This window comes from Microbulbifer regidiadema (SeqCode) (assembly GCF_052466995.1).
Window position 1 is genome coordinate 1,478,273 of the sequence record NZ_CP174297.1, and the last position, 26,041, is coordinate 1,504,313.

22 protein-coding genes are annotated in these 26,041 nt (G+C 48.1%); 10 read left to right on the forward strand and 12 right to left on the reverse strand.

Going from position 1 to position 26,041, the window contains the following annotated elements; all coding sequences use genetic code 11:
• Positions 1-571: 571 nt before the first annotated feature.
• The 7 genes from ACJJIK_RS06235 to ACJJIK_RS06265 form a co-directional block, all read right to left on the reverse strand.
• Positions 572-898 (reverse strand): hypothetical protein, encoded by a 327-nt coding sequence (locus tag ACJJIK_RS06235; protein ID WP_444944509.1) that lies wholly within the window; start codon positions 896-898, stop codon positions 572-574.
• A gap of 741 nt (positions 899-1,639) precedes the next feature.
• Entirely contained in the window at positions 1,640-2,491 is an 852-nt protein-coding gene (locus ACJJIK_RS06240) for a DUF817 domain-containing protein (RefSeq protein WP_444944510.1), read from the reverse strand.
• 131 nt (positions 2,492-2,622) lie between these two features.
• On the reverse strand, positions 2,623-3,330 hold the full coding sequence (locus tag ACJJIK_RS06245) for a hypothetical protein (protein WP_444944511.1): 708 nt from the start codon (positions 3,328-3,330) through the stop codon (positions 2,623-2,625).
• A 192-nt stretch (positions 3,331-3,522) separates the two neighbouring features.
• On the reverse strand, positions 3,523-3,735 hold the full coding sequence (locus ACJJIK_RS06250; protein WP_444944512.1) for a hypothetical protein: 213 nt from the start codon (positions 3,733-3,735) through the stop codon (positions 3,523-3,525).
• Between the two features lie 284 nt (positions 3,736-4,019).
• Positions 4,020-5,411 carry a class II 3-deoxy-7-phosphoheptulonate synthase gene (locus tag ACJJIK_RS06255; protein WP_444944513.1) on the reverse strand — a complete coding sequence of 464 codons (1,392 nt, stop codon included), beginning with the start codon at positions 5,409-5,411 and terminating at the stop codon, positions 4,020-4,022.
• 69 nt (positions 5,412-5,480) lie between these two features.
• On the reverse strand, positions 5,481-6,671 hold the full coding sequence (locus ACJJIK_RS06260; RefSeq protein WP_444944514.1) for an amino acid aminotransferase: 1,191 nt from the start codon (positions 6,669-6,671) through the stop codon (positions 5,481-5,483).
• Positions 6,672-6,697: 26 nt separating this feature from the next.
• Positions 6,698-7,198: a MarR family winged helix-turn-helix transcriptional regulator gene (locus tag ACJJIK_RS06265; protein WP_444930637.1), complete on the reverse strand. Its 501-nt coding sequence runs from the start codon at positions 7,196-7,198 to the stop codon at positions 6,698-6,700.
• Between the two features lie 272 nt (positions 7,199-7,470).
• Here ACJJIK_RS06265 and ACJJIK_RS06270 point away from each other — a divergent pair, with 272 nt between their 5' ends.
• The 5 genes from ACJJIK_RS06270 to ACJJIK_RS06290 all read left to right on the forward strand — a co-directional run bounded on the left by ACJJIK_RS06270 (position 7,471) and on the right by ACJJIK_RS06290 (position 11,886).
• Positions 7,471-8,601 carry a homogentisate 1,2-dioxygenase gene (locus ACJJIK_RS06270; RefSeq protein ID WP_444930636.1) on the forward strand — a complete coding sequence of 377 codons (1,131 nt, stop codon included), beginning with the start codon at positions 7,471-7,473 and terminating at the stop codon, positions 8,599-8,601.
• Between the two features lie 72 nt (positions 8,602-8,673).
• Complete coding sequence (gene maiA / locus ACJJIK_RS06275) at positions 8,674-9,303, forward strand: maleylacetoacetate isomerase (RefSeq protein ID WP_444930635.1); 630 nt, start codon at positions 8,674-8,676, stop codon at positions 9,301-9,303.
• A gap of 153 nt (positions 9,304-9,456) precedes the next feature.
• On the forward strand, positions 9,457-9,738 hold the full coding sequence (locus tag ACJJIK_RS06280) for a 2TM domain-containing protein (protein ID WP_444944515.1): 282 nt from the start codon (positions 9,457-9,459) through the stop codon (positions 9,736-9,738).
• A gap of 296 nt (positions 9,739-10,034) precedes the next feature.
• Complete coding sequence (locus ACJJIK_RS06285; RefSeq protein ID WP_444944516.1) at positions 10,035-11,516, forward strand: ricin-type beta-trefoil lectin domain protein; 1,482 nt, start codon at positions 10,035-10,037, stop codon at positions 11,514-11,516.
• 211 nt (positions 11,517-11,727) lie between these two features.
• A complete protein-coding gene (locus tag ACJJIK_RS06290; protein WP_444932305.1) occupies positions 11,728-11,886 on the forward strand; it encodes an ATP-binding cassette domain-containing protein in 159 nt (52 codons plus the stop codon).
• Here ACJJIK_RS06290 and ACJJIK_RS06295 read toward each other — a convergent pair.
• Complete coding sequence (locus tag ACJJIK_RS06295) at positions 11,883-13,097, reverse strand: AAA family ATPase (protein ID WP_444944517.1); 1,215 nt, start codon at positions 13,095-13,097, stop codon at positions 11,883-11,885. The genes ACJJIK_RS06290 and ACJJIK_RS06295 overlap by 4 nt on opposite strands.
• A gap of 645 nt (positions 13,098-13,742) precedes the next feature.
• On the opposite strand from ACJJIK_RS06295, the gene ACJJIK_RS06300 reads away from it, so the two are divergent.
• From ACJJIK_RS06300 to ACJJIK_RS06315, 4 genes are read left to right on the forward strand one after another with little or no spacing between them, the layout of a single operon-like run.
• Entirely contained in the window at positions 13,743-14,750 is a 1,008-nt protein-coding gene (locus ACJJIK_RS06300; RefSeq protein ID WP_444944518.1) for a nucleotidyltransferase domain-containing protein, read from the forward strand.
• Entirely contained in the window at positions 14,750-16,507 is a 1,758-nt protein-coding gene (locus ACJJIK_RS06305) for a ThiF family adenylyltransferase (protein WP_444944519.1), read from the forward strand. Before ACJJIK_RS06300 ends, ACJJIK_RS06305 begins: the two co-directional genes overlap by 1 nt.
• A complete protein-coding gene (locus tag ACJJIK_RS06310) occupies positions 16,455-16,979 on the forward strand; it encodes a Mov34/MPN/PAD-1 family protein (RefSeq protein ID WP_444930629.1) in 525 nt (174 codons plus the stop codon). Before ACJJIK_RS06305 ends, ACJJIK_RS06310 begins: the two co-directional genes overlap by 53 nt.
• Positions 16,976-18,070 carry an SAVED domain-containing protein gene (locus ACJJIK_RS06315; protein ID WP_444930628.1) on the forward strand — a complete coding sequence of 365 codons (1,095 nt, stop codon included), beginning with the start codon at positions 16,976-16,978 and terminating at the stop codon, positions 18,068-18,070. Before ACJJIK_RS06310 ends, ACJJIK_RS06315 begins: the two co-directional genes overlap by 4 nt.
• A 147-nt stretch (positions 18,071-18,217) precedes the next feature.
• On the opposite strand, the gene ACJJIK_RS06320 is transcribed toward ACJJIK_RS06315, so the two are convergent.
• The 4 genes from ACJJIK_RS06320 to ACJJIK_RS06335 all read right to left on the reverse strand — a co-directional run bounded on the left by ACJJIK_RS06320 (position 18,218) and on the right by ACJJIK_RS06335 (position 25,163).
• Complete coding sequence (locus ACJJIK_RS06320; RefSeq protein ID WP_444944520.1) at positions 18,218-20,641, reverse strand: PKD domain-containing protein; 2,424 nt, start codon at positions 20,639-20,641, stop codon at positions 18,218-18,220.
• Between the two features lie 18 nt (positions 20,642-20,659).
• Entirely contained in the window at positions 20,660-23,371 is a 2,712-nt protein-coding gene (locus ACJJIK_RS06325) for a TonB-dependent receptor domain-containing protein (RefSeq protein WP_444944521.1), read from the reverse strand.
• A gap of 260 nt (positions 23,372-23,631) precedes the next feature.
• Positions 23,632-24,618: a FecR domain-containing protein gene (locus tag ACJJIK_RS06330; RefSeq protein WP_444930625.1), complete on the reverse strand. Its 987-nt coding sequence runs from the start codon at positions 24,616-24,618 to the stop codon at positions 23,632-23,634.
• Between the two features lie 29 nt (positions 24,619-24,647).
• The gene (locus tag ACJJIK_RS06335; protein ID WP_444930624.1) at positions 24,648-25,163 is read right to left on the reverse strand and encodes a sigma-70 family RNA polymerase sigma factor; all 516 of its coding nucleotides are present in this window, start codon (positions 25,161-25,163) and stop codon (positions 24,648-24,650) included.
• 227 nt (positions 25,164-25,390) lie between these two features.
• Here ACJJIK_RS06335 and ACJJIK_RS06340 point away from each other — a divergent pair, with 227 nt between their 5' ends.
• A complete protein-coding gene (locus tag ACJJIK_RS06340; RefSeq protein ID WP_444930623.1) occupies positions 25,391-26,023 on the forward strand; it encodes a biliverdin-producing heme oxygenase in 633 nt (210 codons plus the stop codon).
• The last annotated feature ends 18 nt before the right edge of the window (positions 26,024-26,041 follow it).

Genomic DNA, 26,041 nt, shown 5'->3' on the forward strand with positions numbered 1-26,041 from the left:
CTCAAATAATATTCCGCTAATTTTAATACCCCCCGCGAGAGGGTATATTAAGATCTAGATTTCCAATAACTCAACCCGCCACTCAAATATCATTAAAAAATAAACTTGACATCCAAGGCTAAGCTAGAACCTTCCCCTGTCAACACTTAGTCCTGACTGCTATCGGACAGCGCCATGATTCAAGATTCCGGCGGAGTGCTAGCCCTTATCAAGCAGGGAACTTTCAGCCTCCATCCTTTTCGTTTTGCCTCGATGCACTGGGCATGCAGAATTACTTTGCCACACAGCTACTCGCCATACCTCTATAATAGCTACCTTCTTATTATTTGTCAGATTAAGCAGCAGGTTTACTATAAGCCTTCCAGTATGGTCAATCTACGCGAATCACTTCCACAAAGCTCTGGACTTAGCCTCACCCAACTCTAAACCTTACTATTAAGCTAAAACTTATAGCTTAATCACACCAATACAAGGTATCACCTGAGAACCCCAAAAGAAATATGATCAACAGCCAGGAATATCAACAAAGCAATAATTCAAATTTTACAAAATAAAATCAACCAAAAGTGTGTCAACCATCAAAATATACGGCAACAATCAAGGGTCTATCCAACTCACAACCACCACTATAAACAACTAAATTTATTGACTTGTCGGCAATATAGGAGCTAAGCAACATCGATTTCGTCATTTCAGGTGCGTTAGATGACAAAATATATTTATCAGTAGTCGAACATTTAGCGGGGTTTGTTTTTTCGGACTCATCTGTATTTACAAATATACTTCCCGAGCTCCAACTTTCCAATTTATTTATAGAAACATTTTCCGTACTGGAGTTTGCCGACACTTTAACCCCTACCACTAACAAAAACAGGGTGATTAACAGTTTGTAATACATAACCCTCTCCTTCAAGGTATTAAACACTTAACAATAAAACATAACTAAACTCTTACCCCAACCAAAAGTGCCTTTTTTATATGACTAATGTATACGAAGCCTACAAGTCAAAGCTATCACTTTAAACCTACAACATTCAACCCTGCATTCGGCTCTAAAGTACATCAGTCAATCATCTGAAAAAGCGATGAACTGAAGATAACCTATGGCCCTTCTTTTCCATCAAGAGATTAAGCAATGACAAAACATTACCAAAATCTGATCGAAGAACAGCGATGCCAGGTTTGGGTACTAAAGAGAAGAGGCTAGTGTTATTTAGCCAACAATCAATAGAGAACTCATTCATAATATCGGTGAAAAGACTACTGCTACAAATAAGCTCAGCGGGTGACTAAAAAGCAACGCAGACGGATGAGGAAGCCAATAAATATTTTAACTAAGATCACTGCACTGATAGAAAACAAAATGAAGCTACTATCGAACCAAGAGTAAGTTTCCGGCAGACTAGATCAGAAACAGTGACGACAGATGGCTAACGCCACTCATATAAAGGATGGAACAATCTTCTTGCAGCTATGGCAAAGTAGGCGAGCCAGTCATTCTGACCTGAACGACAGGAAAGCAACGGCAGCAACTGGCCCTATCATTATTGATGATGCGGTTCACACACCGGTGGGGCAAACGGCTATACCGATTACCCCGCCATGTCCTAACGTCACAGAAGCGCACAGGTCGCTCGCCTTAAGCCGGCGACCTGCGCCGCTCCCGCATATCCCCGCCGCTTACGGAATCAGCAGTTCTCGCAGAGCGGATTTTCACAGTATTGATCAGTGAGACCAGTACAAAACTCAGCAGCATCAGCAAGTACCATGAACTGAGCTTTGCCAGTGAAACCATTTCCCACTGGTGGGACTGGTTAGGATAAACCCATATATTGGCAAAAGTGGCAATATTCTCCGCAAACCAGATAAACAGTGCCACCAGCAACCAACCCAAGAGCAATGGCATATAGCGGTGCTTTTCAACGACCTTAAAATAAATATTGGTTCGATAAAACATCAGGATTGTCCCTGCCAGTAAAGCCCAGCGAAAATCCCAAATATAATGATGTGTAAAGAAGTTAATATAGATCAGCACAACCAGAACGACAGTCAGCGTCTTTGATGGGTAGTGAGAGTACTCAAACTCAAAGATTCGCCAAACCCTGGCGATATAACTGCCCACGGCACTATACATAAATCCGGTAAACAGGGGGACATTGCCAATACCAAAAATGTACTCTTCCGGATAACTCCAGGAACCAATGACATCAGAAGTTTTAAATACCTCCATAACCGTGGCAACGAAGTGGAATACCACAATAACAATCGACTCTCTGAAAGTCTCCAACTTGGTCGCTAACAGGAAAAGCTGAAAGGCAATCGCGGCAAGAAAGATAAAGTCGTACCGGTGTATCGATTCCAGCGGGTACCAGTAGCTGGTTACAATCATAATACCCAGCAGAAAACCGCCGAACATACAAGCGTAAGCCTGCCTTAAACCAAACAACCAAAACTCATAGATATATCGCTTCACATCTACACTTGATAACACTGCAAACAACACCTAATCAGAAGAGAGAACCCTGTATTAGAAAACTGCTACAGGATACCACCAGCCTTTGAATGGCCGCCCCAACGGGAAGGCGACCGGCGGCCAAACACTATATTCTTAAACCCAACAAGCTAGCGGATCAGAATATTTTTGAAGCCAAACTCTTTGCTCCCAGCCCTAAAGCCGAGGTTTAAAATCTCCGTATACTGCTCGGGCACATCAAAAAATACGACTTCCAACTCGGCTTCTGCCCCCCGGGGCAGCTCCAGGTACACCATACCTCGCACTGCCTGCCCGCCTCTAAAGGCCTCATACTCCTTAAAAACTGCGCCGTCTTTCATAACCAAGCGCCAGGAAGAAAAGCGGATTTTTTGGGCGCTTCTGCGGTTAGTCACCGTCATACGACACTGCACGGTCCCCCCCTGGCGAGCGCAATGATCATGCTGAATTTCCACCCCTTGCAGATATACAACACCTCCCTCAGACGTTGTTTTCGGCAGCCCCGCAACAAAATCCGGGCTGTGGTACTCCTTACCCAGAAGAAAAAACGAGAAGCAAGAGATCGAATAAGCCAGAACTACCACTACAGCAAATAGATAGCGGTTTTTCAGATAACTCCAAATACAGAGAGATAAAGAGGTACACACAATGACAATTGCCATAAAGGCGACAAAATACTCAGGGCGCCATATACCGGAGAGATAGATCATGGGATCGGGAAACAAATACTGAATAAGCGCCCACAACAGCGCAATCAGTGCCGATAACACCCCCAGTATTTTTGCAGCCAATAGCCGCCTACGGCTTGCCGAGTAATAATCATCTACCCTATCTATCATTTTTCTCTGTCCCTATACATCCAGGTTTCAGCAGCTCTAATCAGCAGTACCGGCAGCAGCTTCAAACCCATATAAAATGGTACATGATACAGAATTAAAGGCTGAAATCGATTACACGCAATTGCTCTGCGGTAACTTGGTTGAGCACACCCCTGCCGCCCTACAGCGTCATTAGAAGCTCAAATAGACAAGCTAATCACCGCCACAGGAGGAACCACTATCTGATCCGCTATCGAACCAGTCATCATTCCTGCCGCTACGCGATGAGCCGGACCATCCCGCCATGAAACCGACACCAAATACAATCAGCATTATCGCGAAAATATCCAGTTCTACAGCAATAGCCTGGTAGGCCCCCAGCCCGACAAGACACAACCCCAGTAAAAAACTCAGAACACGCCTCATGTTACATTCCTATATCAAAACTTATTCCACCACCAAAGATTTAAATATACCTTCGTTCGAGCAGTTTTAAAAACCGTCAAGCACTCAAGTATCAGGAAGTACAATTAGTAAAACCTAAAATATATTAGAAATAAGTTGGCTAATAGGACTGCGAATAATTTATCAGGTGGGCCGCTCAAAAAATCAGCTACTCACAAGTGGGAGCCATAAAAAAACCTCTTACCAAGCAACACGCTTGCAGTAAGAGGTTTTTCTTCTTGCTGTGAGGCTGGAGATAATCCTGGCTAAGCAATTCGTCCCGCACGCAACCACTCAGAAACACAAAACGCCAGTTCCAATACCTGATCGGCATTCAAACGCGGATCGCATTGAGTGCGGTAACAGCTGGCGAGATCCGCTTCAGAAATCTTCCAGGCCCCGCCTGTACATTCTGTCACATGCTCGCCGGTCATCTCCAGGTGAATGCCACCCGGATGACTTCCCTCGGCCCAGTGTACCGAGAAGAAATCGCGAATTTCCCGCAGAATCTTATCAAAATCCCGGGTTTTATAGCCTGTTCCCGCTTTGACGGTATTGCCGTGCATGGGATCGGTACTCCACACCACTGAGCGCCCCTCGGCCTGTACCGCGCGCACCAGCGCCGGCAGTTTTTCTCCCAGGGTATCGGCCCCCATACGGGTGATCAGGGTAAGGCGCCCCGCGTCATTCTGCGGGTTAAGCTTGTCGATTAAACGCAGTAGCTCATCCGGCTGCATATTGGGGCCAACTTTTACTCCGATCGGGTTGCAGACACCGGAGAGAAATTCAACGTGGGCACCATCTAATTGGCGGGTACGCTCGCCAATCCACAGCATATGTGCCGAACAGTCATACCATTTTCCGGTCAGGCTATCGGTACGGGTCAGGGCCTGTTCGTATTCGAGCAAAAGCGCTTCGTGAGATGTGTAGAGCATCGTTTCACGAATAACCGGCGTATTGTCTGAGGTAACACCACAGACCGCCATAAATTCCAGGGCCTCCTGGAGGCGCTCCGCCAATTGAGCGTACTTCTCCCGCTGCGGATTGTTTTTCAGGAAGCTGAGATTCCACTTATGTACTTGGTGCAGATCCGCCAAACCACCTTGGGCAAAGGCCCGCAATAGGTTTAGAGTCGCGGCAGATTGGTTATAGGCGGTTACCATCCGCTGCGGGTCCGGTGTCCGCGCCTCAGCCGTAAAATCGATACCGTTAACAATATCGCCACGGTAGCTGGGTAATTCAACGCCACTCACCGTCTCGGTATTGGCCGAACGGGGCTTGGCGTACTGGCCCGCCATTCTCGCTACCTTCACTACCGGCAGATTACCGGCAAAGGTGAGCACCACGGCCATTTGCAGCAACACCTTGAAAGTATCGCGAATACGATTTGCATGGAAATCGGCAAAGGACTCCGCACAATCACCGCCCTGCAAGAGGAAAGCCTTACCCTCGGCAACTTGGGCCAACTGGCGGCGCAGTTCACGGGCCTCTGCGGCAAAGACTAGCGGTGGATGCCCGGCAAGCTGTTGCGCGACCCGGGTAACCTCTTCGCCAGAGGTGTATTGGGGCTGCTGATGTGCGGTGAAGTTTCGCCAGCTCTGGGGGGTCCAAATTTGGGATGGGGTTTCGGGCGCAGGGGGGTCTAGCTCAACTTCCATTTTCCACTCTTATCGGCTAACAAATAGATTTAAGGGTAAGCGTATCGCTCACCCTTAAATGTGCCGAATTTACAGCACGCTGGCAACAGCCTTGCAGAAGTATTCCATATTATTGGAGCTTAAACCGGCAATACTGATGCGGCTCGAGTCCACCATATAAATGGAATAGTCTTTTTGTAACTGCTGTACCTGTTCCGGATTAATACCCAGGAATGAGAACATGCCTTTCTGCTGGCGAATAAAGCCAAACTCACCTGCAGCACCAGCGACAACCAGCCCCTCTACCAGGCCAGCACGCAAACTGTTGATGCGTTCACGCATCTCGGTAAGCTCTGCTTCCCAATTCGCCTTCAGCCCCGCATCCCCAAGAATAGATTCTACGATAGCGGCACCGTGGGAAGGCGGCATGGAGTAATTACCGCGAATGGCGCTCAGCATCTGGCTGTGACCTTTATCGGCAGCCTCGCCATTTGCATAAATCACCATCGCCAAGCCGACACGCTCGCGGTAGAGGCCAAAATTTTTCGAACAGGAAGCGGCAACCAGCATTTCCGGTACCGATTCGGCCATCAGGCGCAGACCGTAGGCGTCCTTTTCCAGGCTCTCTCCAAACCCCTGATAAGCCATATCAATAAACGGGGTAAAGCCCTGCTTTTGCGCCATCTCCGCCAACACCTTCCACTGCTCACGGGACAGGTCCGCGCCACAGGGGTTGTGACAGCAGGCGTGGAACAACACTACATCGCCCTCACCCACATCTTTCAGGGTCTCGACCATCTTGTCGAATTGCAGGCTGCTGGTAGCGCGATCGTAATAGGGGTAACTCTTGATTTGCAGGCCCGCATTGCCCAGCAGGGGTACGTGGTTGGCCCAAGTGGGATCACTCACCCACACGGTCGCTCCGGCTTTGGCCCGATTAATCAGCTCCGCCAACACCCTCAATGCACCACAGCCACCGGGGGTTTGTGCCGAGCGCACGCGCCCACCCACAAGCGCCGGGTGGCCAGCCCCCAGAACCAGCTCCTGCATCGCGGCATTAAAGCCCGGCGTACCCGCTGGACCGATATAGGCTTTGGTTTCCTCGCTCTGCAACAAGCGAGTCTCCGCTTCCTTTACCGCTTGCAGAACGGCGGTGTGCCCGGCTTCATCCTTGTAGACACCAACACCGAGGTCAATTTTGCTGGGGTTTTCATCCGCGCGGTAACTGGCCAAAAGGCCCAGGATCGGATCTGGCGGAAGACTGTTTAAATGCTCAAACATCTGAAAACTCCTCTTAGTTATGTCATTTATTCATTAACGAGGCCGCGCTCAGTCCACTCCTTTGCGCGCACCATCAACTTATCAATAATGCCGTCTAACTGCCCCCGCTCCTCATCGGACAGGGAGGCCATTAGGTCATTCTCGTACTGGTGAGCCAGCGGCACTATGCGAGCGTAAATATCGCGCCCCAACTCTGACAGGTTCAACACCTGGCGGCGCCTGTCCCCGGGATCTTCACTGCGGGTAATGTAATCATTCTTTAACAGGGAGGAGACAGCGCGGCTGATAGCCACTTTATCCATCGCAGTCTGCTCAACCAGCTCAGCGGCGGATAGGTCGGGAAAGCGACCCAAAATCGCCATCACCCGCCACGCGGGAATGGTGAGGTGGAAGCGCGCACCATAAGCTTGCGCAATAGCATTACTCACCCGGTTAGAGAGTACCGAAAGGCGATATGGTAAGAATTTCTCCAGGCGCAGCTCGTCGTTTTCAACAACAGTGGGTCGCGTGTTTTGATCAATATTCATGGCTGCCCTCAAACCTACCTGCTCGGGAATCCCGGTTGTACCTGATGTCCAATTTAACTAACATTGGTTTCAATTGTAACCACTTTTGGCACAAATACTTCTCTGACAGTGACCGGCCCCGATGAAAAAATGGCCGGACAGTATAGGTTTTTTTGCGCCATTTTTGCGAGCTAATTGGCTCTATAGCGCAAGAAATTTGCGTGTAGGGGCCATTGAGATGTGCAACTTTTCACCACCCTTGCAAAGCAGTTGCCCCAAAGCGAGGCCACACAATGAAACAGTGGATCAGCTTTCCCCGCACGGAAGGAAATACCAGCCGCCAAGCCCACGCGGATTTCCCGGCAAACAGCTATGAGCGAGAGATGGGCAAAGAGGGGTTCTTCGGCCCCTGCACCCATTTTTATCACCGCAACCCGCCGACGGGCTGGAGCCAGTTTGAAGGCCCACTGCGCCCCCACGCTTTCGATAGCACCCAAATGCAACACAGCGGCCAGAGCCCCTGGGACCAAAAACCCATTCTGCGCAATCAGGATAGTCAGGTTGCCCTCTGGTGCTGCCGGACCCCGATGGATCACCTAGTCCGCAATGCCGATGGCGACCAGTTGCTATTTGTACACAACGGCAGCGGGGCGCTGTTTTGCGATTTTGGCCACCTCTCCATTCGCGACGGCGACTATATACTACTGCCCCGAGGCACCCTGTGGCGCCTGACTCCCACCGAGGATGAGCCCCTGGAGCTATTGATGGTGGAGGCACTAGGTAGCCATTTCCAGCTCCCGGAAAAAGGGATTGTCGGGCCCAACGCAATTTTTGACCCGGCAATATTAGATGTGCCCCGTATGGATGCGGCGTTTCGCGATCAACAGGGTGAAGATGAGTGGCGAGTGGTGGTCAAGGCCCGGCAGCAGCTATCGATCATCACCTACCCCTTCAACCCATTGGATGCCTGTGGCTGGACCGGGGATAACCTGGCCGTACGCGTCAACTGGCGCGATATACGCCCACTGATGAGCCACCGCTACCATCTGCCGCCCTCAGCTCACACCACCTTTGTGGCACAGGGCTTTGTCGTGGCCACTTTTGTGCCGCGCCCGATTGAGAGTGACCCCGGCGCATTAAAGGTTCCCTTCTTCCACAACAATGATGACTTCGACGAACTTATCTTCTATCACCGGGGTAACTTTTTTAGCCGCGACAATATCCACCCCGGCATGCTCACCCTACACCCCATGGGGTTTACCCACGGTCCCCACCCCAAGGCATTTGCCACCGGTGCCCGCCACGCGCGCAAGGAAACCGACGAGGTGGCCGTAATGATCGACAGCCGCACCCCTTGGGATATTCTCCCAGACGCCCATGCCGTGGAACTGGCAGATTATGTAAACTCCTGGAAACCCAAGTGAACAAGTCGTATCCAGACGGCAACTAAAGGCTGGCAAGCCAGCCCAACATTAAAACAAAGAAAAGGAAAAGCAATGGACCTTTACGGATACTTCCGCTCATCCGCCAGCTATCGGGTGCGCATCGCCCTTAACCTGAAGGGCCTGGAATATGAGTATCACCCGGTAAACCTGCTCAAGGGGGATCAACACGGTGAAAGCTATCGCGCGCTAAATCCCCAGGGACTGCTGCCAACGCTGAATGACGGTGACATCAGCCTCACCCAGTCCCTCGCCATTTTGGAGTGGCTGGATGAAACCCACCCCGAGCCGGCACTCCTGCCGAAGTCTCCTGAGGCCCGCGCACATATCCGCGCACTCGCACACAACATCGCCAGCGATATCCAGCCCATACAGAATCTCAGGGTTCTAAAGTATCTCCAAGCCGAACTCAAAGTGAGCGATGAACAAAAAATACAGTGGATTCAACACTGGATACACCTGGGTTTCTCCGCACTGGAGACACAGCTTAAACCGACCCCCTTCGCCGCTGGCGATACACCCGGTCTATTCGAATGCTGCCTGCTACCGCAGATATACAGTGCGGAGCGCTTTGGCCTGGATATGACCCAATATCCCAAAATCCAGGAAATTGCCGCAGCCTGTAGTGAACTGCCCGCCTTTATCGAGGCCCACCCCTCGAAACAACCAGACTGTATTGTATAACCTCACCTGCGGATGCCCGCTCCCACCGGGTATCCGCCCTATTCCCGCTTGCCACACTCCACCGCCTGTGGTTAATATCGCCCCTGGATTGAAACAATAATTTAAATAAAAAAGCTGGCTCCACTGCTGTGCCACTCAACCAAGGGGATCACTATGAATTCTCAAGATCAAACCTCCGATAAAGAGAGGGCCGTCATTGAGCATGTCAAAAAGCTCAAGAGTTTCTACCAGCACCTAATCACCTACCTGCTGGTTATTTCCGGGCTCGTCATAGTCAATTTAATATTCTCTCCCGAATACCTATGGTCACTATGGGCAGCTTTCGGCTGGGGTATCGGCCTCGCCTCCCACGCTATTGGCACTTTCAATCTCTTTAACTTCTTTGGCGAAGACTGGGAGAAAAAGCAGGTAGAAAAAAGAATGGGAAAAAAATAAAGGCTGGCTCAGCTACGATTAAACGCAGTCAGCACAAGCTTTACTACAGCTGCCTATTTTGGCTACGGGGGCGCATCTCACCCACGCGCTCTCTCACAAATCGACCCAGCACTGCGGCAGTGTTCAACTTTTTAACAAAAATACCCCTTAAATATCTGTACCTGAAAAATATCTGAGTGTCTTCCCCCCCAGCAAAGGACACAAACCCCAGCATAAAATCTCAGTAACAAATTATTAACACGCTTTTTATATAACAAACCACAACTACAGTACTCAACCCGACAACAGGAACCCTAATGCCCTCCCATAAAATCTCTGCCGGTATCTTATGCTTATCGATCCTTACCCCTCTGGCCACCAACAGTAATGCCAACTCACTTCACTGGCCCGATTATCGAGCAGAAACCATCAGCGAAGAGCATCGTATCGATGAAATTTATTATTTACAGCCCCATAACAGCTATGAGCGGCTAGAGAGTGGGGAAACCTTGACAGACTGGTTAGACAAAGGCTTCCGATCACTGGAGATTGATATTGTAGATCACGATTCCTGGCAGGGAAGCAGTCTCGGCCCCTATGTCTCCCACGGCCAATCAGATATTGGCAACCATATGTGCAACAGTAACGGGGATGATGACCGCCTGAAACACTGCCTAGACGATATTAAATCCTGGCTGTCCAGCAATACCATCGAAGCACCACTAATGCTATATATCGATATGAAAACCAATTTGGATTGGTTTAATGCCTGGTATGCCGATGAGATTTATTTACTAGACCAGTATATCCAACAAGAATTGGGAGATCTCCAGTATAGCTACCAGGATATGTTGACACACTTGCAGCAAAGCTCCCCCTCAACAAACTATCGCAACACACTAAAAAATATTGGCTGGCCCAGTGTTGACAGCTTGCTAAGCAACAATAAGAAAGTGATTGTTGTTTTCACCGGTGGGCAAACAGGCAATGTCAATGACCGAATGGAATCCACCCTGGACAGCTATGACATACATGCGTTCTTGTGCCCAGACATAGATACCGCAGATCCAGAGGAATTTTCTGGCAACATCGACTCAATAGACAGCGATAGCTCACAAAAAATATTCTGTGGTAATGTTCAAGCCGGTGACCACTACCAGATTACTGCCAATGCCGCTTCCGAGAGCAAACAACTGATGCACCTGTGGGATAGCTCTGGCGATTTTAGTAATACCGATTACGGCTATATATTTATCGCAATCGCACAGGGTGCGACTGCAATCGGTATGGACCCAGACACAGTAGCCACCACTCCAGACTATGCCGGCACGACAATTCCTTTTGTCGGGGTAAGAAGAAGCCTACCCGGATATATGCAACTTCGCTCCGCCTCAAACACTGATTTGTGCATGACTGTTTCCCAAGGTTATAGCAATGGCTCCAACCTAAATATGAACCGCTGTGATTCCAGTGATAAGCAGCAATTTGTTTACACTGCCGAGGGCCAGCTCCGCCCCAAGGGCAACAACAAGTACTGTGTTGACTACAATACCGGCTCCGCCGACAACGGCGATAAAATGCATTTGTGGGATTGTGATGGCGGCAACTCAGAGAAATGGCAAATTCAGGAAAATGGCACTATTCAGAACCGCGATGAAGACTGGTCCTACTGCATAGATGCGCCGGGCAATTCAGCCGAAGAGGGTGAACGTCTTCAAGTTTACCTGTGTGACGAAGATGATAAGAGTCAACAGTTTGTATTAGAAACAGTCGACGACTGGGAGCAAGATAGCTTTTAGAATTTTTAGGCCATATCCTACAGAACTTGCCCCCAAGCAAAGGGGGTGTAGCCTCTCGACATAAAAAGCCTATTCGACCGAATGGGCTTTTTATGAAAAAACGACACTTAAAAATAACAAGTATCAAGTTCTGAGCTTGAGAAACATACATATAGCGGTGTTCCTTCCAGTATTTCTAAATCACCAACTCACTGTTTATTGATCATCGACCATTTCCTTACTTCAAGCGCTTGAGCGCAATGACTTGAGCCATCTTGAAGCAAGTACCCCTGCCTGCACCTTGAGCGGCGGAGAGGCTATGCGTGTTGCACTATTAGGTGCAGGGCTCTCAGATGCAAATTCCCTGATTCTTGATGAGCCGAGTAGTTAACTACGTCTAATTCTGGGAATACCGCCATATGAGCCGTAGAGATAATCTTTTCTTATATCTTTGTCATATCTAGGATTAAAGTCTCTTTGCAGCGACTTAAGCTTAGATGACCCATCCCCTTTATCTATAAACCATATTTCATCTCTTCTTAATAAATCTACGTCTAACAATACAGAGTTGTGTGTAGAAATTACTATTTGGGCCATGTGGTCTTTTCGATGTCGCAAGAAAATATCCAGTAACCGTCTAGTCAACAAGGGGTGTAAACTTCTATCAAGCTCGTCTATAAATGCGACTACCACCTCTTCTGACCTCAATAGCTCAAAAAATAACGGAGCAAGTTCAATAAGCCTTCTTGTACCATCTGATTCTTCTTCTAAATCAAATGTGATCTTTTCTCCAGTATCTATACTTTCATGTTGCGTAAAAATCTTAAGCAGCTTCAATCCCCCATCCTTTTTCAAAACCACAGATCGGTTACCTTTGACAACATCAGCAACAAATACTGCTACACCGTTGTCTAGTTCATCCCCTAGATCTTCAAACAATCTAGGTGGAAAATCTAAAGCGGTTTCAGCGTCAACTAACTGAGACTCGATTCCTACAACTGATGGGTCAAATTCAGATAGCACTTCGGTCAGGAACTCTTTAAACTCCTCATCATTGCCTAGCCTAAACTCTACTCCATGACCAATACTCTGTGGTGTAAAGACTCTAATGTACTTGCTAAACCAGTCATACACTGGTTTAAAGAAGTCTAGATTCCTTTCTATACTCTCAGTTAAAAACAATTGATTCTTCCGTGTTCCTTCACCAACAAAATTTAACTTTTGTTTGCCTTCTTTGCTCAGTTTTTCTGCGAATCCACCAAACTCAAATTTATTCTCCTCGTTATTAAATGATCTTGAGAAAAGCAGCTTAGTCTTTGTCTTAGTAAGCTCACTAAGTGTTTCAGATATTACGGCTTCATTGGTAATTGAGAACTCATAAGAAAACATCTTGCTTTCCATTTGAATTTCGAAATAGAAGCAAGAAGGACGGCCCTTACAATCTTGATCTAATTTAAATGCACTAGTCCCAATCGCCCTTTGAGGCCTGACTCCCTTAGTTATAAATTTCTCGGCGAAAGAAAACGCCTTGATAAAGTTACTCTTACCAGAAGCATTGGCTCCATATATGACAGCTGCTCTAAGAAGATCACGCTCCTTCACTGAATGTGACTTGTATAGATGTAGGTCGCGATGAGCTTTTTCCCGTGTTGGAATCATCGAAAATTCAACGGGTTCACGAAAAGAGCTGAAATTGCCTACACGAAATTTTATTAGCATGTTTTTTAACCAGTTAAGGAGAATCTCCCTCCAAGAACATATCCTTTCAGTCTATTTTGGCATATTTTGCGCGCCTAATGAGAAAAAATCTCTTAAATGGGTTGCACTGAAAATAATTGGTGATAATATAACCTACGACTTAAGGAGAAAAAATCTCTTAAAATGACCAAGAGTGGCATGAATACGATAAAAAGCCTCCAGGTATAGAGAAATAACGTTGATAACGTGGCATATGGAGGCTTGGTAAGTGAGTAATCTAGTAAAAATACAGTCCATTCATGGAATCTGCAGAGATATTCCGCAGTGTACAACAGCATTGATCAATCGCTTCTCCCCCTCCCTGTTCAGTAAACACAGCTTGTACAGAGATGGTTCTGCCATCTTGAGTGGTTACATACCCAGTTTGCTTGTTCATCCAGGTTGATTGTTTAAGGCACTAACTTTATGAATCCATTGGCAATTGTGGCCCTAGGAGCACTAGGGATTACAGCAGCGTACAAACTCTTAAGTAGAAGCGAGCAGAATAATATGGCTGATTTACAGAAACAATTTGACACCTTTCATGATGACATCAAACTCTCAAACGAAAAAGAGCTATTGAGAGAAAAGCGAGAGATCCTAAAGCAGAACCTTGAAGCAGCACTGAAAAACAACGATGACGCTCCAAGTGTTGATAAATACCTGCTTCAAGGCTCTTACGCTACCTATACAGGCATTAACCCGGCAAATGGTGACTACGACATTGATGTTGGTGTTTTATTTGACTGCACTAAGGATGACATTGGTGCAATGAAGCTTAAGAAGCTGGTGAAAGAAGCTCTTGAGCATACCAGCAGGTCTCCGGTAATCAAGAACCCCTGTATCACTACTCAGTACATGAAAAATGGGACGCCTGATTACCATGTTGATATGCCTGTCTATGTAAAGCGTGATGATTCAAATGGATATGATCTTGCCTGGGGTAAGAGCGCTTCCTCAGAGGTCTGGGTTCAATCTGATCCCGAGGGTTTGAACGAAGAGATTAACGGGAAATACTCAAATGATAGTGAGCGCTACCAATTTCGGCGTATCGTAAAGTATCTTAAAGCCTGGAAGAGCAAGAAATTTAGCAGTTATACCGTACCGAGTATCGGGCTATGTTTGGCGGCAATGGATCATTTTTCGCCTGAAATAGATACTTATGAAGATACCCCCAATGATCTGATAGCTTTACGTAAAACGATCTCGAACATCATTGGGTCATTTAACTGGGTTGGTATTGATGACAATGGCAAATCGCAATATCGACTGAAAGTTCTCTTACCAGTAACGCCAGGTAACGATGTATTTGAAAAGCTTACTGACCGTCAAATGACAGAGTTAAAAGAAAAACTTGAAGCTCTAAAAGAAGCTTTAGTTTTCGCAGAAAAAGAGGAAAGAATTGACAAGGGATGCAAAGAGATTAAAAAACATCTCCCCAATTTCCCTGTGCCGCCAGTATCGGAAACAGCAAAGGCTGCAACAATTAGTATTAATAACACAGGCTCTTCCTCTTAATGGATCTGGATGTTGCAGTTATAGAAGCGGCTTTTGAGTCGCTTCCCTATATCAATAGCTTTGAAGAGTTCAAGCCGAATCAAGCATTAGCCATACCGGGCAGCTCTCTACCTATCTATAAAGTTTCTGCCCAATACGAAGAAATGTATTGGGATTTAGCTATTAGTATCCCTGATGATTTTCCCTATGTTCTGCCTAATATATCCTTGCTAGTAGATCCACCATTTGCTCCTTTCGGACATCTGAATTGGAAGGGTAGTATTTGCTATAAAGACACTCAAGGATTAGCTGCAGACATAAGAGATCCTGTGAGTGTCCTGAAAGGATGTATAGTAGAAGCACTTGCTACATTAAAAGAGCACTCAGAAGACTCTTCAAGAATGGACCTGCACCAGGAATTTGAAGACTATTGGGAAAGCCTTCCTTCTGACTACTCAACGACTCTATGTTTCTTTGAATTGGGCAGTGAGTTTAAAACGCTTACTGCATTTGAAGATACTAAAAATTCCAGAAAGACAAATAACCCTAATATCTTAGCCGTTATCGATGAAAAGCTAAACGAGAAAACTTTATACGCACCGATAAACAGGATCAAGGGAGCAAAGCAGAGAAAAATACCGTATATACCTCTTATTGATAAAATAGAGCCACCACCCTTACTGTCTTTGTGGACTGCGGAAGATATCATTGATCTTATAAAAAATCATGCTAAACCTAATGTCCTTGAGAAGTACTTTCGTTGGATAGAAAGTGAAAAATGGGCGAACTTTTTTAGCATTGTTTTTTCACACCCCAAGCCTAATGGTGAACTTGCCCTATGGGGAGTGCGTTTTCACCGAAAAGAGAAAGCTCAACATCCAGCTAAGGCTTCAAGTGCAGGCTGGAGTGTTATGCCGCTACATCTACGAAATCAATCGCCTACGTATTTGAAAACACGAGGCGGTGCGAACACCGGCTTATCAGAAAAAAAAGTTCTTTTATTTGGGTGTGGATCAGTTGGATCGCATATTGCCATGAACTTGGCTAAGGCGGGTGTAGGTGAGATGTATCTTATTGATATTGATATATTGACGCCGGAAAATATCCATCGCCATGCACTAGGTGCAAATTTTATTGATTCTATTCAACAGGTCCCCAAGGTGGATGCGTTGAGATGGGAAATTGAGCTAAACATACCAGGAGTCAAGGTTTTAACTGCAAGAGCAAATATCCGCCAGTTCATTGAGGAAATTGATCTGAACAATTACGACGCTGTGATATCAGCAACAGGTGACTTTAGTTCAGAGTTAGCGCTGAATATCCATCACCATGAATCCGACATCAGTACTCCAGTAATTTATGCATGGCAGGACGGATTCGGTATTGGTGGGCATGTGATGCAAGTTGCCTGCCCGGGGGAAAGAGGTTGTTTGGAATGCCTTTACACCAGATCATCGGGGTTCAAGCCCCATCCACGAACTAGCTTCATAGCGCAGGGCCAAACAATAAGTAAGCATATTGGTAGATATAGTGGTGTATTTACTCCGTATTCAAATTTAGACGCTTTACAAACATCAGTTTTAGCAACGCGTGCTGTGGTACGAGTTCTCGATGGGCATCGATCAAATACTATATACAGCTGGAGAGGTGCGTCTGAAGAGCTGGAAGAGAATGGCCACCAAGCATCGGTTTGGTATAAGAAAGCAGAAGATAAACAGTTACAAGATGAACATCGCTATATTGCCAACAACTGCAAAGCCTGTGGATCAGACCATTAGGTTCAGTAAGCCTGATGGGTGCCGGCTAATAATTGATGACCAGGTAGTTAAATCGCTTTTAGGATACCGACAGCTAAAATGCACATCGCTCGAGGGAGGTGGGCTGCTCCTCGGTAGACACCTGCTCGCTTCCACACATATTGCTGTTGATGATATTTCAAGGCCAATGCGAGGAGACCGGAGGACGCGCACAACATTTTATCGAGGCAAAGGACATGAAAAGTATGCTCATAGAAAGTGGCGTGAATCGAGTTCTACCTACGCTTATATTGGCAATTGGCACTCTCACCCAGAGCCCTACCCGACCCCCTCGAAAACAGACATAAGGGACTGGCTTAATGTACTAGAAAATGACACTTATGAGGGCAACAAGCTCTACTTCTTAATTCTAGGAACTAAAGAGCTAGCTTGCTGGGAAGGAGATGCAGGTAGCGGAAAATTAATTAAGCTGGAAAAATACAATCAAAAATGAAAGATATTATTAATTTTTTAAAATCATTCTCCTGGAAGATATTAACTTGGCTTACAAAGCCAGTTAATTTAGTAATGAAGGCAGGTATTTTTTTATGCATGACAGGTTTTGGCGGGGCTAATCTGGCTTCTGTTGAGGCAATGCATAGAACTGCGGATGGCGCGACAACCTTAGTGTCTATAGAAGCTAACAATAACAGCTCCTTCTTAGAATGGGCGTTAACAGGTGTAGGCATTATTGGTCTGTTGATGGTTATTGGGGAATCTATTTACATAATTAAAAAAAGAAGAAAAATACTCAATCTAACTATTGAGCATACGGCGTTAAGAGAAAAACTCGGCAGCCCTTTGGTAAATTCAGTCTCCCGATTGCCTGGTGGTAGTGATACTTTACCAATTGATTTGTATCCATATTATTCAAATAATGTTGTGAGTGATCCCGATGGGGCCACATCACTTACGAAGCATTCGCTTATAGACACGTTAAGGTCAAAAATACAGCAGGCAGGCAGTAGAGAAATTACAATTCACTACGGAGGCACCCCTCCAGTCCCTCTTGGTTTTCTGGCGGGTTATATTCTCGGAAATACTTATAAACTAGTTACATGGGATTATGATAGAGACGAGAGCTCTTGGTATCAGCTGGGAGGATATAGTGATAGCAATAAACCAATTGTTGACCTTAAGGATTATCAAGCTACATCTGAGGTAGTTTTAATCATGGAGATAAGCCATCCAGTTAGCATTGAGGACGTTCGAAAAGTTGCCCCAACATTTCCTTGTATTCGCGTAACAATGCCTGATATTAAATACGATAACATGAGGTCTCTGGAAAAAGTACAAGCTTTCCAATCAGAGTTTCGTGAATTATTAAAGCGCCTAAACAGTGATGGAGTAGAAAAGGTACACATCTTTTGTGCTGCTCAAGCCTCATTTAACTTCTCTATGGGACGGCAAATAAGTCGTAATCACCCTCAGTGTATCGTCTACGAGTACAACAGAACTGAACAAATAAAGTACCCATGGGGAGTCATGATCAACTGCTTTGAATCGAATGGGAAAATAGTGCATGTGAGTGGTGCTACTAGATAGATATGTACCTAAAGGACAAATATAGCTGATTTACCCCCCCCCCAACAAAAAAGGGCATCCTTAACAGATGCCCTTTCTCGTAGAGATTGCTATCGTCATATAACTAACAAAATAGCACATCTAAATACAGCAGCATGTTCGGAAAAATTAATCTAATTCTCCCGCCTCACACTCTCTCCAGTCACCAAAGATGCCATCATCCGCCGCCACCCAGGTTTCATAGGTAAAGGTCAGCTCAGGGATCTCTTTGATGTTGAAAGAGAAGTGGAAACCTTCTGCTTTATCATCAGTGCGGATACAGGGAACAGCGGGCATCCAGGTCTTAAACTCAAGAGACTCCCCTTCACTAATTACCTGCCCCTCTGCCAACCCCTCAAACCAAGGTGTCAAACTATCCAGGTCACCATTGATATGCTGAACCTGAACATTCTCAATAGTGTAGTCGGCATCAGCTGCTGTCAGCGACCACTGCAAATACTCTTCTTCTGTAGCAGAAGTATCCCACTGCAAGCTAGACGGAGTGCCATAAGTCGGGATATTTTCATAGGGCATTGGCAGCCAGAGACTTTCATCCCAAGAGTTGATGTTACGCAAACGCACACCCTTGGCATCGCTTAGCGGCTCAACTTCAACAACAAAATCATATTCCGGAGCATCGTCAATCAAATCCGTGGCGTAGTAGCGGAATACATAGGTGCCCGCTTTGGAAAACACCGTGCCCGTTGTGTTTTCACAGTCATCACTGTCCGGGTAGCTAGTGTGCTCGCCACCCTCCGGAGCACTAATTAACTCGTCGTAGGTATAAACTTCATCGCCATCGGCATCAACCACCACCGGGCGATGCAGCAGAGACATACACGGCAAGATTTGATAGTAATCTTCCCCAGTCGATAAACTGCCCCAGTTACGGGTCCAAGTTACAGCGCGAATTTCCGGTGCGGTATTGGACTCTTTGGCAAGACCATCATCCTCAGAGTAAGTCTTGGCATACATACCGCGATCATCACTTACGATCAGGCGCGCCGTGTAGGAGCCGGGTACATCGGTAATCACCTCTGCTCGACGAAGCTCTCCGCTCTCCGGCTCAGTGACTGCCTCAATCACTGCATTACTTCCATCGGGCTTGTCTACCAACTCCCAGTGGAAAGTCATAAGATCATCATTGGGGTCGCTACTGGATGCATCAAAGACCAGAGCTTCACCCACCAAAACAGACTTGGACTGGGCGTCGACACTGCGAGTAGAAGGATAGCCATTTACGCCACCGATCTTGGCCTCCATGGTTGCTTCCAGGTCCATCTGGTTGGTTCCGTCAGAAACGGTCATGCTTACGCGATAGGTACCAACCACATCCAGCTCTTGGATTTTCTTACCCAGCGGCTTCCAGGAACCAATATCAACCAACTCGGCAGCACTGCCTTCAGGCTTTTCGATCAGTTCTGCATCAATAATTTGCAGGGCATCACCCTCGGGGTCATAGCCAACAAAAGTAAACTCCGCACGAAGACCCAGTTCTTGTTCACCAATACTATAGGATGGGTAGTAACCGGTAGCTTCAATCTCACCAATCGGAGCTTCATTCACTTCTGCTTCGGAGTCAGCTTCGACAACAATCGTAACTTCACGCTCTTCACTTTTTCTAGCGCCGTCAAAAACAAACAAAATCAAATTGTAAGTATCGGCTGCAATCGGAGTGAACTTGAGAGTAGAGGTTGTCTCGCCTTCCAATTCGGGAACCGGAACACCATCAGTTTCGACCGGGCTGAAATCCCACTTCCAGCGGTATTGCAGAGCATTACCTTCCGGGTCATAACTCTCGCTTGCATCCAGTACCACTTCCTCACCGAGAGTAATCGTCTGGTCTTCTGTTACCGCAACGGGGGGAGCGTCACCGGCTGAAACAGTTACCAATACTTCTGCGGGCTCACTGGCAACTCCGTTATAGGTAACAACCAACTCAAGCTTGTAGTCACCTTCAATATCCAGGTGCAAAGTGGCCTGAATAGAGTCGCTATTAGTCAGGTAAGCAGCACTATCCAGAGGCTTTTCAACCAAGGTCCATAGGTATTCCAGGTCCCCTACTTCCCCTGTTGGAGGAGTACTTAAGCTGCCATCGAGCCCCAGAGTATCAGTTCCCAGAATAATACTGTGCACAGGCTCAGTAATCGCCACAGGATTCGGGCTGGTCGCAGTCAAAGTCAGACGATCTGCTTCACTGGTCTCGGTACCATCATCCACAATCAGACTTACTACATAGTCGCCCGGCAGGTCAGCAGTAAATTCCGTGTAGGCATCTTCCGAGCTAGTCAGCTCTGCAAAACTGAGCTCAGGCCACTCAATCAACTCCCAGCGGTAGCTGAGGTTTGCATCCCTTGGGCTACTACTGTCAGTACCATTCAATTGAACAGTGACATCTCCATCAGCCAGGGAGAAGGTCGTGTCTACAGGAGACAGCAAACTGATACTGGCGGTGGGTTTATTATTTGAGCTGCCACCCGATCCACCGCCACCACAGGCGGCCAGTACGAGAGACAGACATAGCATGCCGACAAGGGCTACTGCTCTTTTCATCTGTGGTACTCCAAACAATTAATATTGATAAGTCAGGCTGAGTCTCGCCGTGCGTCCCGGTGCGGGAACAAGGCCAAGGCTCAAGGCATCGATGTAATATTGATCGGTGATATTGTCGACAGTGAAATCTACCGAAAAACTATCGTTAAATTGGTAACTGGTATAAACATCCCAGAGCTGATAGCTCTGCCACAACACCGGCTCAGTAAATCCAGCGCTTGCGCTGTGATCGGAAACGGGATTTCGCTCACCCGTAAAAGTGCCGCGCAGCCCCAGCTCCAATTTTTCCTGGAGTAAACGCAAGCCAAGATGCGCGCTGGCATGCCAGTTGGGTGGGACCATATTATTGATATAACTATCTTCGATACCCCAATTAGCACAGTAATAGCGCACATAACTGCCGATATTACAGGCCTCAATATGGCTGTACTTGGTGCCACTCAGCTCAACTAGCCACCAGTGAGCATCGTATCCAAGATTCAACTCCACACCCTCAAGGTCGAGGCTCTCGATATTGCGCATACGGAAAAAGTCGAAGAGAGCATCCAGCTCTGTCTCCCAGGCATTGGTCTGAGTGCGAGTCAAATAGTCATCCACATGATTCTCAAAGTAGGCAACTTTCACTCGCAGCTGGTGGTTAGCCTCAAATAACTGGCCATTGAGATAATTAATCCCAACTTCATTATTTTTCGCATGCTCAGGCTTTAGGGAAATATCCAGTGCGGGACTCACAGAAAAACCGGTAGTATTTTCAAATAGGCTCGGCATACGCAAGGCTTGCGCATGACGGGCATAGAACTGCAAACCCTTACTCGGCTCCCAGGTCAGAACCACCATTGGTGTGGTACCGGAGTGACTATTGCTATAGTAAACATCCTCACAGCCCCCCTCACCATCGTCCACACAACCCTCGGAATCGGTACTCAGCGGAAGGGGATTATTGTCTTTTGAAGAGAAATGGGTGTAGCGAAGTCCCGACTCCAGAGTCCACTCCGGCCATGGCTGCCACTTCATACTAGTGAAGACGCTGTACTCATCGCGCCTACCACTGCGGGAGCCGGCATAAAAACCTTCAGTTTCAAGGGTATCAGTATCCAAGTCTTCCCACTGGGCTGTAATACCGTAATCCCAGCGCAGCTCACCCATGGGGTAGAAGTGCATACTGTTGGTAATATCCAAACCAAAACGCTGGTAATCATCAGTCCGTGCGGTATTGTCTTCCAGATCGATGGAGTTCACACTTGGAGTATTCAGGTCAGTGACCGAATCAGTATGCCAAAAATTAATACGTAAATCGGCCCAGTCATATTCCACCGGCTGCCAGCGGTAGCGCGCGGTGTAAGTTTGGTTGAGCACATCACTGTTTAGCCACTCCCGCGCCTGGCCGAAAAGAGAAATAACCTGCGAGGGCATCATTTCGCCATAAGTACTGCTATAGCGGATATAGCCCAACTCCAGGCTTTGATCCTTGGGCAGGTGAAGACTGCTTTTTAGCAACCAGGAATCACTGGAAAAACTGGTGTTGGGAATGCGCTCTCCGGCACGGTAAGTGATCTCCCCCAGTTCACTCTCCAGTGAAACTGGGGTTTCGGTATACCAAGCCAATTCTTCAGGCTCACCAATGACAACCTCCGGTGTGGGGCCATCGGTGCCCGCATAGTAATTCCCCTGCTCGCGCTGAGCGTGAGCCACCACCAAATCGCCCCACTCAAAACGCTGGGCGCCGGCAAAGCTCGCTGCATAGCCCTCAAAATCCAACAAACTGGGCCTGTCCATACCGTAATCCGGGGCAAAACTGTCCGGCATTAGGTACTCATCGGTACAGTAGCTAGCAAAGCGGCAGTCGGAGCGGTATGCACTGCGCGGCAGGTGGTAACCAGCATAGGTGCCGGCCTCGGGGGCGGCGGTGTTATTGCCGACACCGCTGACACGAATGCGAAAGCCCGACAATTCGCCGGGTTTTACAACATCTTCAGCGCGCAAAGTACTTACACTGACAACACCGCCGGTAGCACCGGTGCCCTCGGCCCCCATTACCGGGCCCTTATCAATACGCAGTGACCCGATCAGATCCGGGTCGATATAGCTGCGACTGGAAACACCCGAGTAACCGCGATAAATCGTCGTTTCCTGACGGCTGCCATCAATTAAAACAGGCACCCTGCTCTGTCCCTGCATCCCGCGAATATTGACATCCAAGCCGCCCGAATTGCGGTTTTCACTAATCAAAACACCGGGGGTGCCCTGGAAAACATCACCGACACTGGTACCGCGAAAACGCTCAATATGCTCCTGGGTAAGGATATTTACTGAGCCCGCTTCACGAAATACCTGATCTTTTTCATCGCTATCGCGGGTCTCAATCTGGATGCTGTCCAGTACCATCAAACCCTGCTCGCCAGCAGGCTGAATCAACCAGGCACCGCTACCAACTGGAACCGCTTGCAGATTGGTACCGCGCAACAGACTCAACAGGGCCTCTTCTGCACGGTAGCTGCCAAACAATGCCGGAACGGAAATCGCTTCCACCTGACTCTCATCAAAAGAGAGCGTTACCCCAGCTTGGCGCGAGTACAGATTGAGCACGTCACCCAGGTTGCCAGCGGGCAAGCTGAATTCAATCAGTGCGGTATTACCCTGTTGAGCTTGGGCAAAACTCGACACGGGGACTACGGCCAACAACAGTGCCAACAGGGTGGGCAAAATGTGTTTGGGGGCGCGGGACTGCATTTAAGCGGCTTCCTATTCTCAGGTGTATAACTAGGAAGCCGAACGAAAATCAAAAACCCGTAATCTAAATGAGAATTATTTTGTTTTTTTTCGCTTTAACGGGAAATCGGCCACTTTGGGCGTCGCGAAAAGGAAAAATAAGCACCAAAAGATAAATTTTGTCGGCACTATCCGAGGCAGAGGCTAAGAGCAACTGCCTCCAAAATTATCGGGCAAGCACGGAGCCAAAAAGGGAAGGATTGAGAGGTGGGCAACCTCCATCAGCTGGGAAGTTGGATAGCCGCCCACCAGCGAGTGACATAGCGCAGTTCAGCACCTGCGGAACGCGCCAGGGTCTTAAGAATCATATCGGTATCGTGCAGCTGGAAAACACCCGAGACCAAGTGATTGGCCAGTTTGGGATCGCAGCGCAAAAAGCCGCTGCGGTAACGGGACAGCTCCTCAAGCAGCTCGGCCAGCGGCATACGGCGGGCGGACAGTACGCCATCAATCCAGCCACTGTAATCAAACATCTTGCCATCCAAGGCCAGGGCCTCTCCGCCAGAAAGGCGGTAAGCCTGACCCGCTTTCGCGGCAAAAGACTGGCCACCCACCTTGGGAAATACCTGCACGGCGCCCTCCAAAATCTGCAAAATGGTGTGATCGCCACCATTGCGCAGGAAAAAGCGCGAGCCGGCAGAGACTATTTGGCTCTGAGACACAGATACTCGCATTGGGCGAGGGTCGGCAGCACTGGTGAGCTGCATCTCGCCCCGACTCAAAACCAGAGAGCGGTATTCAGCCCCCGATTTCCACTCGATAGCACTGTCAGCGTTTAGCCAGACCTGGCTACTGTCATTCAGGGTGTAGTGGGCCGACTCTGCGCCAGCGGAGAAATCCGCAGAAATACGCGCCACCAACCCCCTGTCATAGCCCACTAAACCGACGGCAAATAAGCCCAGGGCACCCCCACCCATCGTTTTAAGTGCCGCCCTGCGATTCAAGCGGCGAACCTCTGCATCAGTTTGCGCCAAAGTGGCATGCGCCAAACGAGGGGCTCGGCTCGCCGCTTTATTCAGAGGGGACTCCATCCGCTCGAACCGCTGCCAAGCCAGCTCGTGCAGTGGATTAGCCGAACGCCATTGCTGGCACGCATCCCGCTCAGAATCAAGCGCCTCTCCAGACCCCAATCGCACCCGCCAGCTAACCGCCTGGAGCAAAACCGCCTCGGGAATTTTTTCTTTGATTTGATCGGTGGAATCAGACATCAGCTGGCAAAGTCCGTGTGCGCAGGGAGTTATTCATTTTCATAAACAGCGGCATAGCATTTGAGCATGGCCTTGGCGATGTATTTTTCCACCGACGAAAGACTCAGCCCCTGCTGCTCTGCCACCTGGCGATAGGTCAGGCCATCCAGCCTCGCCATTAAAAATACGGTCTTTTCAATCGGGCGCAGACCGCCGAGTAGCTGGTCGATCTGCTCCAGAACCCCCAACAGCTCCCACTTATCCTCCGGGGAGGGCCACTCCGGCTCGGGCAAGCTCTCCAGCAATGCCAAATAATTTTTTTCCAACACTTGGCGGCGAGCCTGATCAATCAACAGGTTGCCCGCTACCTTGGTCAGCCAGGCTCTGGGGCTGCGGATGCCCGCCGGCAGGCTCGGGCGGTCCAGCAAACGCATAAAAGTGTCTTGGGCCAAATCCTGAGCGTTATCAACACCCGGGGTGCGGCGCGCTATCCAGCGAACAAGCCACTCGTGGTGCTCTTGGTAAAGCTCATTAAATCCTGGAGTTGAAGGGGTTTCAGGGGCCAAAACTCAGACCTTGCACTGTATTCTTTTGAGGGCGGGGACTGTAAATGATATCTATTCTCACTTAAAGTGGGCCGGCTAAAAATTTTATATCAATTTGGAATAACCAAGGGGAGTTTTAAAAAAATTTTGATTAAAAGGATGGGTTAATTTCAATTTGGTCCGTCACCCCATACAAAGCCACCGGATTAACCGGGCGGTTATTGTTTAATTTGTTTTGGAAAAAAACCGTGACCAATCCCGCTGAATGCCAAACCGTTGAACCGACAGAGCCCACCTTTTCCGCTTGGCTGAAGGAAGGCACCAACACAACGCACGAAAGCCTCGATAAACGCATTATGTCCCTGTCACCATTTTCCAACCGGGAGCGCTATGCACTGTTTGTTCGCACTCAATCGCGCCTGCACCAGGCGGTATCCGAGTGGTTTCAAAGCGACGAATTAAATAATTTTTTGCCGGGTTTGAAAGAGAGAGATCGCTCCGCAGCCGTACTCCAGGATTGTGCTGATTTTGAGATGCCCCAGAGCGATCTGGACGCTGATCAGCAGGCGGCAACAGAAGTTACGATTGCCGATTTCCACACCGCACTGGGCTGGCTCTACGTGGTCGAAGGCTCCAACCTGGGAGCAGCGTTCCTTCTCAAATATGCGCGCAAGCATCTGGATTTGTCGGAAACTTTCGGGGCGCGCCACTTAGCGGGACACGAAGATGGTCGCGGGTTACACTGGCGCCAATTTAAAACCGCGCTAGACGCGCTTGAACTGAGCGAAGAGCAAAAAGAAACCGCCCTCGAAGGGGCCAAACAAGCCTTTGCCTTTGCACGACAAAATGTCGAGCAGCTGCTAGCGCCCGCTACAGCCTAAATTTATTTTTACCAGAAG